We start from the raw sequence: 13,241 nt of genomic DNA on the forward strand, positions 1-13,241 counted from the left end.
TTCATGGCGCATCTGTCGTCACAAGGCCCTCACCCCGCAGGTGAGGAGGAGGAGACAGCCCGTGCGCCGACGTTTCTGGGGAACCACGGTCGTCCTTGGACTCCTTGCCGGAGTCGCACCACTCACCGACGCCACGGCGGCGGAGCCAAGACGGGCAGAGCCAAGACAGAAGCCGCTCCCGCTGGAGCGGCTCTTCGACAACCGGGCGGTGAGCAGCGACGAGCAGCCCGCGGCGGCCGACTTCGACGGCTCGGGCGCCTCGCTCTCCGCCCAGGACCTGACCGCGGCCGGCTGGACCCCGGGCCGCACCGTCGGCGTCGACGCGGCCCGCCTGCAACTCCCGCGTACGCAACCGGGAGAGCCCGACAACGTACGGGCGGACGGCCAGTCCGTGGCGGTGGCCGGACGCGGTGACGCGCTGGCCTTCCTGGTCGCCGGCACCGGCGGCGAGGCGAGCGGCACCGGCACCGTCCGCTACCGCGACGGATCGAGCAGCGAGTACCGCCTCACCGCCCCCGACTGGCGCTCCGGCCCCCTCGCCACCAAGTCCGTGGCGCTGCCGCACATCAACTCCCCGCAGGGCCAGCGCACCGAGACCGCCCGCCTCTACGTCGTCACCGTCCCGGTCGACCGCGGCCGCGAGGTCTCCGAGGTCGCCCTGCCCCAGGACAACGGCCCCGACCTGCATGTCTTCGCCCTGTCCGTGCGCGCGGCCACAACCGGCTGGAGCGGCACCTGGTCCGCCTCGACCGCGGGCTACACCGCCGTCGGCCCCTGGGTCGACCGCACGCTCCGCCTCGTCGTGCACTCCTCCGTGGGCGGGCCCCGGGTGCGGATCCGCCTCGACAACACCTTCGCGCGTACGCCGGTGCGGATAGGCAGTGCCACGGTCGCCGTGCAGCGCTCCGGGGCCGAACCGCGGCAGGCGCCGGTGCGGCTGACGTTCCGGGGCTCGGCCGGTACCGAAATACCGGCGGGGGCACAGGCGTTCAGCGATCCGGTCGACTTCGACGTCCCGGCCGACAGCAATCTGCTCGTCAGCTTCCATCTGCCCGGCTCGGTCTCGGCGGCGCCCGTGCACAGCCAGGCCATCCAGCGCTCGTACCTCAGCACCGCCGGCGACCACAGCGGCGACAGCGCGCCCACCGCGTACACGTCGACGATCTCCACCTGGCCGTTCCTCACCGGTGTCGACGTCGGCGGCGGTCCCGGCTCCCTGGTGATGCTGGGCGACTCGATCACGGACGGCGTGAAGTCCACCCAGAACGCCAACCTGCGCTGGCCGAACGTGCTCGCACGACGGCTGCTCGCCCAGAACGACGTGCCGCACTACGGCGTGATCAACCACGGGATCTCGGCGAACCGCGTGGTCAGCGACCGGTATCCGGGGGACGGGATCTCCACCGACACCGGCGGCGTCAGCGCACTGCACCGCCTGGACCGGGACGTCCTGTCGCAGACCTCGGCCCGCACGATGGTCGTCTTCGAGGGCGTCAACGACGTGCGCTGGGGCGCGAGCTCGGGGGAGGTCATCGCCGGCCTGAAGGAGGTCGCCGAGCGTGCGCGGGCGCGCGGCCTGCGCGTGGTCGCCGCGACGATAGCGCCGTGCGAGGGCGAGAACCTGTGCACGGCCCCGGGTGTGGACGCCCAACGCACAGCGGTGAACACCTGGATCCGCACCAGCGGCACGTACGACGCGGTCCTCGACTTCGACGCCGTGCTCCGCGACCCGGCGCACCCGGCGCGGATGCTGCCGGAGTACGACAGCGGCGACCATCTCCACCCGGGCGACGCGGGCCTCACCGCGCTCGCGGAGTCGATCGACCTGAAGGAGCTTGCGGGCTGAACGGGCTGAACGGGCTTGCGGGCTGAGGCAGTTGGGCGGCCCCACGCACAGCGCCGCGGGGCCGGGCAGGATGCTTCCATCCCGCCCGGCCCCGCGGGCGTACGACGAAGGCGTGCCGCTACACGTCCAGGTCGACCACGACCGGCGCGTGGTCCGACGCGCCCTTGCCCTTGCGCTCCTCGCGGTCCACGTAGGCGTCCGTCACGGACTTCGCGAAGGGCTCGTTGCCGTACACGAGGTCGATGCGCATGCCGCGGTTCTTCGGGAAGCCGAGCTGGCGGTAGTCCCAGTACGTGAACGGGATGTCGTACTTCAGGGCGCGGGGCCGCACGTCGTTCAGACCGGCCTCGCGCAGGGCGGCCAGGGCGGCGCGCTCGGCCGGGGTGACGTGCGTGGCGCCGTCGAAGAGGCTGATGTCCCAGACGTCCTCGTCGGTCGGCGCGACGTTGTAGTCGCCCATCACCGCGAACGGGCGGGGGCCCGCGGCGTCCTCGGCGACGGCGGCCTTCAGGGCCTCGAACCACTGGAGCTTGTAGGCGTAGTGCGCGTGGTCGGGCTCGCGGCCGTTCGGGACGTACACCGACCAGACGCGGACTCCGCCGCAGGTCGCGGAGAGGGCTCGGGGCTCTTCCACCCCTTCGTACTCCGGGCCTCCGGGCAGGCCCTTGACCACGTCCTCAAGGCCGACCTTGGAGACCACCGCCACGCCGTTCCACCGGCCGGTGGCGTTGACCGCCGATTCGTAGCCCAGCTCGCGCAGTTCGTCCGCGGGGAACTGCTCGGCGGCGCACTTGGTCTCCTGGATGCACAGCACGTCCGTGCCGCTGTTCTCCAGCCAGGCCAGGAGGCGCGGCAGACGGGCGGTGATCGAGTTGACGTTCCAAGTCGCGATGCGCATGTCTCACAACCTACCGGGCGGGTACGACAACGGGCTCGGGGATCCGGGCCTGCCTCACAGCTCCGTGCCGTCCCCCGACGCGTACCGGGTGTGCTCGGCGCCGCCCAGGTTCCCGATGTGGGTGTCGTAGATGGGGCGGGCCAGGTCGGTGAGGAGCGCGTCGTGGATGTCGACGGCCCGCTGCGGCTTGACCTCGCGGACGTACTCGATGACCTCGGACACCTTGTTCCAGGGCGCCATCACCGGCACGAGCAGCGTCTCGACAGGCTGCTCGGGCACGGTCAGCGCGTCGCCCGGGTGGAAGACGGCGGTGCTGCCCGGGTCGACGAGGAAGCCGACGTTGGTGATCCGCGGCAGCTCCGGGTGGATCACGGCGTGCAGCTCGCCGTGCACCTGCACGTCGAACCCGGCGGCCGTGAACGTGTCGCCGTGCCCGACGGTGTGCACCCGGCCGGGGAAGGCGGCCGCGATCCGGTCGGCGACCGCGCGCAGCGTCCAGATCTCGGCGGCCGGGTTCGCGTCGAGGGCGGCGCGCAGCCGGCCCTCGTCGAAGTGGTCGGGGTGCTCGTGGGTGACGAGGATCGCGTCGGCGCCGAGCGCCGCGTCCTGTTCGCTGAAGCCGCCCGGGTCGATGGCGAGAGTGCGGCCGTCCTTCTCCAGGCGGACGCAGGCGTGCGACTTCTTCGTGAGCTTCATGTGTGCCATGACCCCATCCTGCTCCCGTCGGCCGTGTGCTTCAGCCATACGGGAGCAGCGCGCCGACCGGATCCGGCCGGGTCGGCCCTCCGGCATGGTCAGTCCTCCGGCGTGGTCAGTCCTCCGGCGTGGTCTCCTCGCGGATGACGGACTGCGCGACCTTGAACGCGGTGTTCGCCGCGGGCGCGCCGCAGTACACGGCGGCCTGCAGGAAGACTTCCTTGATCTCCCCGGGCGTGAGGCCGTTGCGCAGCGCCGCCCTGACGTGGAAGACCAGCTCGTCGTGGTGGCCGCCCGCGATCATCGCGGTCAGCGTGACGCAGCTGCGCATCCGCCGGTCGAGGCCGGGCCTGGCCCAGACCTCGCCCCAGACGTACCGGGTGATGAGGTCCTGGAAGTCGCCGGAGAACTCGTCGGCGGCGGCGAGCGCGGCGTCGACATGCGCGTCCCCCAGCACTTCGCGCCGCACCTTCAGACCGCTGTCGTACGTGTCGGGCCGGCCCGACGGAACGACCTCGGCCTCCTCGGCGGGCGCGATCTCGGCGACCGGCGCGGTCGGCATCGGCGGCGCGAGGACCGGCTTGGGCGGGGTCGCGGAGATCGCAGAGTGCTGCTCGGTCCAGGCGGTGGAGAAGTGGCGTACGAGCAGGTCGGTGACTGCGGCGGGCTGCTCGACGGGGGCCAGGTGGGAGGCGCCGGGCACGACGGCGAGCCGGGCGTCCGGTATGCCGGCGACGAGCGTGCGGGCCTCGGCGGGGCCGGTGACCTGGTCCTCGGAGCCGACGAGGACGAGCGTGGGCACGCCGATGCGGCCGAGCTCGGCCTTGATGTCGAAGGCGGCGAGCGCCTCGCAGGCGGAGATGTAGCAGCCCGGGTCGGTGGTGCGGACCATCTGCACGGCCCACTCGGTGATGGCCGGCTGGTTGGCGGCGAAGCCGGGCGTGAACCAGCGCTCCGGCGCCGTACGCGCGACCGGGTCCAGGCCGTTCGTACGCACTATGACGCCGCGCTGCCGGAACTCGTCGGCGGTGCCGAAGCGGGGCGAGGCGGCGATCAGGGCGAGCGAGGCGACGCGCTGCGGGTGCCGGAGGGCGAGGTCGGCGCCGATGGCACCGCCGAGCGCACAGCCCGCGTAGCCGAAGCGCTGCACGCCGAGGTCGTCGAGGGTGGCCAGCACCCGGTCGGCGAGGGCGCTGACGCTGTCGGCGGAGTGCGCGGGCGCACCGCCGTGCCCAGGCAGGTCGAACCGGAACACCCGCCAGGTCTTGGCCAGCTCGGGGACCTGCCGATCCCACATGTGCCATGTGGTACCCAGTGAGGGGCCCAGGATCAGGACCGGTGCGTCTTCTGGCCCGTCAAAGCGGTATTGCAGGCTGTTCTTCGGCGTCTCGCTCACCCGTCCGACCCTCTCATCTGTCACGGACGCCCCTATAACGGGGGGTCACTGGATACCGTTTTGACCAGGTTGAATACCTCACGGGCGGCATACCGCTTGAGGCACCTGATGATCTCACGACGCGTTTTGCCCTCCCGGGTACGGCGTTCGTAGTACGCCTGCGTGCGCGGGTCATGGCGCAGCCTAGTGAACACGTTCCGGTGCAGGGCGGCGTTCGCTCTCCGGTCGCCGCCCTGGTTGAGCCGGCGCGAGTTCCGGCGGCCCGAGGAGTACTCGATGGGGCTGACCCCACAGAGAGCGGCGAACGACGCCTCCGTGCGCACGCGTTCGGGATTGTCGCCCATGGTCATCAGGAGCGTGACCGCGCTGTCCGGTCCGATACCCACGGGTTCGAGCAACTGCGGGGCGTGACTTTCGAGGAGCCGGGTCAGGCGCTGATTGAGGGCATCGATCTGCCCGGTCAGGTGCTCGATGCGCCGGCCCAGCATGCTCAAGCTGATCCGGGTCGCCTCGGCCACACTGTCCCTGTCCTCCGCGTCCTCCTCCTGATCTGGGGTCAGGCGGGCACAGGTGCGGAACAGTTCCCGGTTGCCGAGGCTGGACAGTCGTTCCCGCAGGGCCGGGTCGGCGATGACCAGGACGGCTTTGAGTTGGTTGATCGTCTGGGTGCGGGCCCTGACGGCGGAGTCCTTGGCAATCTTGAAAAGCCGAGCACTCTGCACCGCACCGTCGCCAGTGGCGAACCGGTTCCTGGCTGTGTCAACAGATCTTGCCGGGTTGGGCAGCTGTCGCCTTGAGGAGATCCCGCAGCAAGTAGAAGTCGACGCTCTCCGGCTTCGGAACCGCAGGGTCCCTTCCCATGTCCTGGTCGGGCGGCCGCTAAAACACGCATCAGCGGCAAACTGCATCACGGTGGCGAACAGAACTGGACCGTCCGGCGGGGGACGTTGCTGTGATGCAACGGAGGTCGTGTCCGTGAGTGAGCAGGAACGGCGATGTGGACGAAACTTCGGCAGTGGGTTCCCGCGGAGACCGCGACGGGGAGCGCCCAGCTCCCCGTATACCCAGCTACCCGGCTCAGAGGCCGTGACATCTGAGGGCGTGGATTCAGCCCACTTGCTGGCCCGCGTTCTGGAACACCTGCCCCTCAGTGGTCGATCAGCGGTCCTGTGCCGCAGCACACGCGTCGCAGGGCCGCCGGGGTGAGGTCGGCGAGGGTGGGATAGCCGTCCACCGCCATGATCAGGTCGGCCTCGGCGAGCAGGGCGCGCAGGACGTGGGCGACGCCGTCCGTCCCTCCCAGGGCCAGGCCGTAGGCGTAGGGGCGGCCGACGCCTACGACCGTGGCGCCGAGCGCGAGGGCTTTGACGATGTCGGCGCCGGAGCGCACTCCGGAGTCGAAGAGGACGGGGAGCTCGCCCGCGGCCTCGACGACGGCGGGCAGTGCGTCGAGCGCGGGCAGGCCGCCGTTCGCCTGGCGGCCGCCGTGGGTGGAGCAGTAGATGCCGTCGACTCCGTAGTCCTTGGCTCGGCGGACGTCGTCGGGGTGGCAGATGCCCTTGAGGATGAGCGGCAGTGTGGTGAGCGAGCGGAGCCAGGGCAGGTCGTCCCAGGTGAGCGGGTTGCCGAAGATCCGGGCCCAGGTGAGGGCCGTGTCCCGGGCGTCGTCCGGGTGGCCGCCGGGCAGCAGGGCGCGGAAGGCGGGGTCGCTGGTGTAGTTGGCCAGGCAGTGACCGCGCAGTTGAGGGAAGTTGGAGGTGGCCAGGTCGCGGGGGCGCCAGCCGGCGACCCAGGTGTCAAGCGTGACGACGATGCCCGCGTAACCTGCCTTCTCGGCCCGGTGGACGAGGCTCTCCGCCAGTGCCCGGTCGGTGGGGGTGTAGAGCTGGAAGAAGCCGGGCGTGCCGCCGAACTCGGCCGCCGCCTCCTCCAGGGGATCGGCCGAGAGGGTGGAGGCGACCAGGGGCACGCCGGTGCGTGCGGCGGCACGGGCGGCTGCAAGGTCGCCGTGACCGTCCCGTGCGCAGATGCCCAGGACCCCGACCGGGGCCATGAACAGCGGCGACGGCAGTGTCAGGCCGAAGAGGTCGACGGAGAGGTCACGCCGGTCCGCGCCGACGAGCATGCGCGGGACGAGCCCCCAGTGCGCGAAGGCCGCGCGGTTGGCGTTCTGGGTGTGCTCGTCGCCGGCACCACCGGCGACGTACGACCACACGCTCGGCGACATGGCGTGCCGGGCCCGTTCCTCCAACTCGCGGAATTCCATGGGGTGTTCGGGGAGGATGCCGGACATTCCGTTGAGGTAGATCTCGTTCTGATAGGCGGCGTACGACTCTTGGGGCGTGGGGCGGTACTGCAAGAGGTTTCCCTTCTGGGGCGGTCAGGGCCAGGTCGGCCGTCCGCCGAGGTACGTCGCTGTCACGGCGACGTCCTCCTTGAAGCGGTCAGGGTGCACGGTGCGAGGGTCCGTGGTGAGGACGGCCAGGTCGGCGCGCATGCCGGGGCGCAGCATGCCGATGTCGTTCTCCAGGTGCAGCTGCCAGGCGGGGCCGGAGGTGACGGCACGCAGGGCCTCCTCGACGGTGAGGCGCTGGTCGGGCCCGTGGGTCCGGCCGCTCGGGTGGCAGCGGCGGGTGATCGCAGTGGCGACGCTGGAGAGCGGGTCGGTGGGCGAGCAGATGCCGTCGTTGTGGAGCGAGATGCGGTGCCCGGCTTCCACGGCGGACCGTGCGGCCGTCCAGCGGGCGGCGACGTCCGGGCCGAACAGGTCGTCCGCCAGCACGTCTCCCCACCAGCGCACGTGGTCCATGAACAGGCTGACGGTCGCGCCGAGTTGCGCGGCGCGATGGTACTGGTCGGCGGTGACGGCGCCGCAGTGTTCAAGGCGTGGCCTGAGCGAGCGCAGCCGTTCGGGGTCGCCGTCGGCCGCCTTTTCGTAGGCGTGCAGGACGGCCTCGCAGGTGACGTCGCCGTGCACATGGGTGGCGACGGGGAAACCCTGGGCGGTGAAGGCGGCGGCCAGGAGGGCGAGTTCGGCGGTGCTGTAGTTCATGCCGCCGTGGCCGCAGGGGTCGAGGCCGATGCGTGTGGCGGCGTCGGTCGCCCGGAAGGGGAAGCTGGTGGCGATGCTGCCCTGCCAGGGCGTGCCGTCGGCCCACAGCTTCATGCCGGAGACACCGAACATCTCGCGCGCCGGGGCGTGGCCCGTGAACCGGCGGCCGGGGTCGGCGGCCAGCTCGGGGGTGCCCATGACGTAGGCGCGCACCCGAACGTCGGCGTCCGGTTGTTCGGCCGCGGCGCGCAGGTCGGGCAACAGCCGGGGTTCTGCGGCCATTTCGGTCAACGTGGTGATGCCGACCCGGGCGTGCTGGGCGAAGGACCACCGCAGGGCGGACCGGATGTGGCGGGCGTCGAGACGGTCGTCGGCGACGGTGTTCATCAGGGCGATCACGGCCGCGCTCTCGTGCGCCTCTCCGGTGGGCTCACCGTTCTCGTCGCGTACGAAGCGCGCACCGGGCGGGTCGGGCGTGGCCGCCGTGATCCCGGCGGCACGCAGGGCGGGGGTGTTGGCGTACGCCGCGTGGCCGCTGTTGGAGACGACCACCAGTGGGGCGTACGCGGAGATCGAGTCGAGCAACGCCCGCGTGGGCGGGGCGAGATCGCGCTGGAGCAGAAGGTCGATCCCGTACGCGCCCACCGGGCGCCCGGGGTGCACTACCACGGCGGCGCGGATCTTGTCGTAGACCTCCCTCCCGGTCGGCACGGTGAAGGGACGGACGTCCAGGGCGGGTGGCGCGATTGCCAGACCCATGATGGTTGGGTGGCCGTGCGCCTCGACGAACCCCGGGAGGAGCGCCTGGCCTTGGAGGTCCACGACGTCGGTGGCAGGGCCTCGCAGGGCGAGTACGTCGCGGGCGGCGCCCACGGCGGTGACGGTGCCGTCGCGTACGGCCAGGGCTTCGGCGTCGGGGGCGGTGGGGTCCATGGTGAGTACCGGGCCGCCGGTGAGGATGAGTTCGGGTGCGTCAGACATGGGGCCGTCCTGGTCTCAAGAGGTCAGCCACGGTGTGGCCGCGAGCAGGAGGTACTGCACACCGAGTTCGACGGTCGGCTCGGGCAGCGGCGCGAACAGTGGCGAATGGTTGTGGGGGATTTCCTGTGGGACCCCGTCCGCCAGGAGGTCGGCGCCGGCGAAGGGCGCCGGGTCGAGTCCGCCGAACGTCCAGTACACCGACGGCGCGCCGAGCGTCGTGCCGAAGGCGCCGAAGTCCTCGCTGCCGGTGAGGGGTTGGGCCAGGTCGAGCACGCGGTCGGGTCCGAGAGCGGCCCGGAACGCGGCCTGCACGGACGCGGTCGCCTCGGCGTCGTTCACCGTCACCGGGAAGGCGTTGATGACGGTGATCTCCGGTTCCTTCGGCGCCGCCGAGGCGGTCGCTTCGGCGCGGATGATCCGCTCGACCGCGCCAAGCACCTGTTCCCGCACCGTGGACGTCGTGCTGCGGATGTTGATCGTGAGGTCGGCCGTGTCGGGAATGACGTTCTCCCGGGTTCCGGCGTGCAGCGATCCGACCGTCACGACGGCCGACCGGTCCGCCGCCACCTCGCGGGACACCACCGTCTGGAGCCGCATCACGGTCGCGGCGGCCATGACGACGGGGTCGACGGTTGCCGCCGGCGTCGATCCGTGTCCGCCCCGTCCGTGCAGACGTACGGCCAGACTGTCGGAGGCGGCCATGAACGTTCCCGCGCGGGTGCCGACCAGGCCCGCGGGGGCGGGGGCCACATGTTGGGCCAGGCAGACATCCGGGCGGGGGAAGCGCTCGGCGAACCCGTCCGCGATCATCGCCGGGGCCCCGCTGACTTCCTCCGCCGGCTGGAACACCGCGACGACCGTGCCCTTCCAGGCGTGCCGGTTGGCGGCGAGCAGGCCGGTCGCGCCGAGGAGACAGGTGACGTGCACGTCGTGCCCGCAGGCGTGCATCACGGGCACCTCCTGACCGGCGGCGTCCGTCACGGTCCGGGTCGAGGCGTACGGCAGTCCGGTCGCTTCTCGTACCGGCAGGCCGTCCATGTCGGCCCGTAGCAGCACGACCGGTCCGGGCCCGGATTCGAGAACCCCGACGACGCCCGTGCCGCCGACGCCCTCGGTGACCGTCCAGCCCTGCTCCCGCAGCCGGGCGGCGACGATTCCGGCGGTACGGAATTCCTGGTGGGAGAGCTCGGGGTGGGCGTGCAGATCTCGGTAGAGGTCGAGCAGACCGGGCAGTTGACGGTCCAGGCCGTCGAAGAGGGCGGCGGTCACGAGGACTCCTTCTCGGTGGAGGTGGGTACGGGAGTGCCGGCCGGGGGCATGCGGCGGTGGACTGCGGTGGTGAAGGACTCCGTGTCCTGCGGAGTGAGCATGGCCAGCACCGCCGTGATGACCGGGCCGAGGGCGAGGACGGCGAACGCCGCTTCGAAGGAGACCGCGTCCGCGATCACGCCAAGGACCGGCGGTACGACCATGCCGGCGACCTGCCCGCCGAAAACGACGATCGCGCTGCCGACACCGACGAGTTCCGGCGCGAGGCTGCGGAGCGGCACGGCGAAGATCGGCATGTAGCAGAGGGAGGCGGCGAAAACGGCGATGGTGCCGCACACGATGGCGCCGGCGAGGCTGGGCAGGACCGCCATCAGACACAGGGCCGGGGCCGCAACCGACATGGCGGGGAGAATCACCTTGCGGTGGTGCCCCTCGAACCGGTCGGAAAGACGTCCGCCGAGGAGCGTGCCGAGCGCGGCGGCGAGGGAGGGAACCGCCACGAGGACGCCGGCGGAGGTGAGGGAGAGCCCGCGTTCCGTGTTGAGGTAGGACGGGATCCAGGTGCTCAACCCCCAGGTGAGAGCGGCGTATCCGAAGAGCATCAGGGAGAAGCGCCACAGCACCCCGATACGCAGGACCTCCCGCACAGGGACGCCGCTCGCCGCGGGCGCGGCACCCTCGGCCTGATCGCGAGGGGCGGGCAGCCACAGCCTTACCGCGACGTAAACGAGCACGCCCACCCCGGCGGCCAGGACGAAGGACCAGCGCCAGCCGACCACCGCCGCGAGCGGCGGAACGGCCAGTGGCGCGGCGACGGAGGCGAGGGCGTTGGAGCTCATGATCAGCCCCTGCGCGCCCATCCGCTCGCCGACCGACGTCCGCTCGACCAGGACCTTCATCGAGGCGGAAGGGAAGATGCCCTCGGCCGCGCCGAAGGCGAAGCGCACCAGCAGGAGGACGGAGAAGGACCAGGCGAGTCCGGTGAGCGCGGTGAAGATCGACCAGGCAAGGAGCGCCCAGCAGGTGACGCGCTTGGCCCCGAACCGGTCGGCCAGCATGCCGCCGGGGATCTGGCACAGGGCGTACGCGACGAAGAAGACGGAGACGAGCAGGCCCTGCTGCCCGCGATCGAGGTCGAACTCGTCACCGATCGTCGGGAGGACCACGGCGATGGCGATCCTGTCGACGTAGTCGATGAACCAGGCCGCGAACAGCAGGATGACGGTGGTCCTGACCGGCGCGCTCATCGCCGGTTTCGCCTTGGCGGAAGGGGAACGGAGGAAGGGCACGGTGGTCCTCTCTGAGATGGCCGCGACGGTGTGGGCCAGTGGGTCCCTGTCCTTCGGTCAGTGGAAGAGGTCCGGCTGTTCCTCGGTGATCTGCTCCCACAGCGGCCGGAGCTGGAACCACCCCGACAGCGGGCTGCCGGTCTGCTCACGTACCTGGAGCGCGGTCTCCCGGTCGATGTGGAACGGGGTGCCGGCCGCCATCGCGAGCAGTTGTGCCTGGCAGGAGCGCTCCATCGTGATGAACCACCAGGCCGCCTCCGCGACGCTCTGACCAACCGTCAGCAGACCGTGGTTGGCGAGGATGACGGCCTTGTGCGGACCGAGCGCCTCGCCGATGCGGCGTCCCTCCTCGGTGTCGTTGACGACGCCGCGGAAGTCCTCGTACAGCCCGTGGTCCTCGAAGAACGCGCAGGCGTCCTGCGTGAGCGGGTCGAGACGGCGGCGCAGCGTCGAGAACGCCTTGCCGTGCACGGAGTGGGCGTGGGCGGCGGCGATCGCGTCGGGGCGGGCCTTGTGCACCTCGGAGTGGATGCAGAACGCGGCCCGGTTGACCGGGTGTTCGCCCTCGACGACGGTGCCCGCGTGGTCGACGAGCACCAGGTCGGAGACCCGGATCCGGCTGAAGCTCATGCCGAACGGGTTGACCCAGAACCACTCGGGGTTCTCCGGGTCCCGCGCGGTGATGTGGCCGGCGACGCCCTCGGCGAACCCGAGCTTCCCGAACAGCCGGAAGGCGGCGGCCAGTTCCTGCTTGCGGTGCAGCCGCTCCTGCTCCACGGAGTCGAACTCGGGCGGAAGCATCGCCTGAAACCCGGGCGGTACGGGTCCTATGCCGGCGTGCTGTGCGGTGGACGTTTCCATCGTTGGCCTCCTCGTTGAGCGCCATGGGCACGAGCCGTGGGAGACAGACCTGCATCGGATACAGACTTGTATCGCATACGGTGCTGTATCGTGAGGCGGGTCACGCCGAGGTGTCAATGGGCAGGGAGAAATCACGTGCCGAAGGGACCCACCAAGCGCCGCCCGCAGACGACCGCACGGCTGCTGCACGCGGCCCAGGAGACGTTCGCCGAGCGCGGCTTCTACGGCTCCTCGATCGAGGTGATCTGCGAGCGGGCGGGCCTGACCCGGGGGGCCTTCTACTCCAACTACCGCACCAAGGAAGACCTGTTCTTCGCCCTGTTCGACCTCCACGCCCAGCGCGTGATCGACCGCCTGACGCAGGCGGTCGACGAACTGGACCTGGCCGACGACCCCTTGCGGGCGGTCCTCACGCGCATGGGCACCGTCGACGAGGCCGAACGCCGCTGGTACCTGCTGTCCACGGAGTTCACCCTGCACGCCATCCGGCACCCCGACACGGCACGCGCCCTGGCCGAACACGACCGCCGCCTGCGCGAGGAGATCGTCCACCTGCTCGCCCAGCTCCTCGACCGCCTCGGCCGCAGACCCACCGTCGACCTGAACCTGCTGGCCCGCCTCACCACGGCCGTCCACGAGGGCTCCTTGACCCAGAGCCTCGTCGAGCCCGACCAACTGGCCCCCGAGCAGCTGGCCGTCACCTTCCTGCCGACGTTCCTGGACACGGTCTCGGAGCCGGTGGCGACGGAGGGGTGAGGAGGTTCAGCCCCTCCCCCTCCTGCACAGTGAGGTCGGTGCACTCGAAGGCGGAGTAGGTCAGGCCGTGACCGAGGGCGGCGTGGTGGCGGTAGCCGACGCTGCGACCCCCGCAGTGGGTGACGTGGCCGTCGGCGCCGGGGAAATGGAGGTAGGACGGCACGTCCTACAGGCGGTGACCAGGCTGCGGTATGGCC

The 13,241-nt window shown here is 71.2% G+C and carries 11 protein-coding genes; 2 read left to right on the forward strand and 9 right to left on the reverse strand.

Going from position 1 to position 13,241, the window contains the following annotated elements:
* The first annotated feature begins 61 nt into the window (after window positions 1–61).
* Entirely contained in the window at window positions 62–1,846 is a 1,785-nt protein-coding gene (locus tag QIS96_RS35000; RefSeq protein ID WP_282546887.1) for an SGNH/GDSL hydrolase family protein, read from the forward strand.
* 118 nt (window positions 1,847–1,964) lie between these two features.
* Here QIS96_RS35000 and QIS96_RS35005 read toward each other — a convergent pair whose 3' ends face one another.
* The 9 genes from QIS96_RS35005 to QIS96_RS35045 all read right to left on the reverse strand — a co-directional run bounded on the left by QIS96_RS35005 (window position 1,965) and on the right by QIS96_RS35045 (window position 12,288).
* Window positions 1,965–2,744 (reverse strand): exodeoxyribonuclease III, encoded by a 780-nt coding sequence (locus tag QIS96_RS35005; RefSeq protein WP_282546888.1) that lies wholly within the window; start codon window positions 2,742–2,744, stop codon window positions 1,965–1,967.
* 54 nt (window positions 2,745–2,798) lie between these two features.
* A complete protein-coding gene (locus QIS96_RS35010; protein ID WP_282546910.1) occupies window positions 2,799–3,440 on the reverse strand; it encodes an MBL fold metallo-hydrolase in 642 nt (213 codons plus the stop codon).
* Window positions 3,441–3,555: 115 nt separating this feature from the next.
* Window positions 3,556–4,836 carry a bifunctional 3-oxoadipate enol-lactonase/4-carboxymuconolactone decarboxylase PcaDC gene (gene pcaDC / locus QIS96_RS35015; protein ID WP_282546889.1) on the reverse strand — a complete coding sequence of 427 codons (1,281 nt, stop codon included), beginning with the start codon at window positions 4,834–4,836 and terminating at the stop codon, window positions 3,556–3,558.
* Between the two features lie 32 nt (window positions 4,837–4,868).
* Complete coding sequence (locus QIS96_RS35020; RefSeq protein ID WP_282546890.1) at window positions 4,869–5,558, reverse strand: transposase; 690 nt, start codon at window positions 5,556–5,558, stop codon at window positions 4,869–4,871.
* Window positions 5,559–5,983: 425 nt separating this feature from the next.
* Entirely contained in the window at window positions 5,984–7,129 is a 1,146-nt protein-coding gene (locus QIS96_RS35025; protein ID WP_282546911.1) for an alpha-hydroxy-acid oxidizing protein, read from the reverse strand.
* A gap of 87 nt (window positions 7,130–7,216) precedes the next feature.
* Window positions 7,217–8,869 (reverse strand): amidohydrolase, encoded by a 1,653-nt coding sequence (locus QIS96_RS35030; RefSeq protein WP_282546891.1) that lies wholly within the window; start codon window positions 8,867–8,869, stop codon window positions 7,217–7,219.
* Between the two features lie 15 nt (window positions 8,870–8,884).
* Entirely contained in the window at window positions 8,885–10,138 is a 1,254-nt protein-coding gene (locus QIS96_RS35035; RefSeq protein WP_282546892.1) for an amidohydrolase, read from the reverse strand.
* The gene (locus tag QIS96_RS35040) at window positions 10,135–11,385 is read right to left on the reverse strand and encodes an MFS transporter (protein WP_282546893.1); all 1,251 of its coding nucleotides are present in this window, start codon (window positions 11,383–11,385) and stop codon (window positions 10,135–10,137) included. The genes QIS96_RS35035 and QIS96_RS35040 overlap by 4 nt, the downstream gene beginning before the upstream one ends.
* A gap of 99 nt (window positions 11,386–11,484) precedes the next feature.
* Window positions 11,485–12,288: a class II aldolase/adducin family protein gene (locus QIS96_RS35045; RefSeq protein WP_408907307.1), complete on the reverse strand. Its 804-nt coding sequence runs from the start codon at window positions 12,286–12,288 to the stop codon at window positions 11,485–11,487.
* A gap of 135 nt (window positions 12,289–12,423) precedes the next feature.
* Here QIS96_RS35045 and QIS96_RS35050 point away from each other — a divergent pair, with 135 nt between their 5' ends.
* Complete coding sequence (locus QIS96_RS35050) at window positions 12,424–13,044, forward strand: TetR/AcrR family transcriptional regulator (RefSeq protein ID WP_282546894.1); 621 nt, start codon at window positions 12,424–12,426, stop codon at window positions 13,042–13,044.
* Window positions 13,045–13,241: the final 197 nt, after the last annotated feature.

It is taken from the genome of Streptomyces cavernicola, assembly GCF_029968035.1.
GTDB classification, from domain to species: Bacteria; Actinomycetota; Actinomycetes; order Streptomycetales; family Streptomycetaceae; genus Streptomyces; species Streptomyces cavernicola.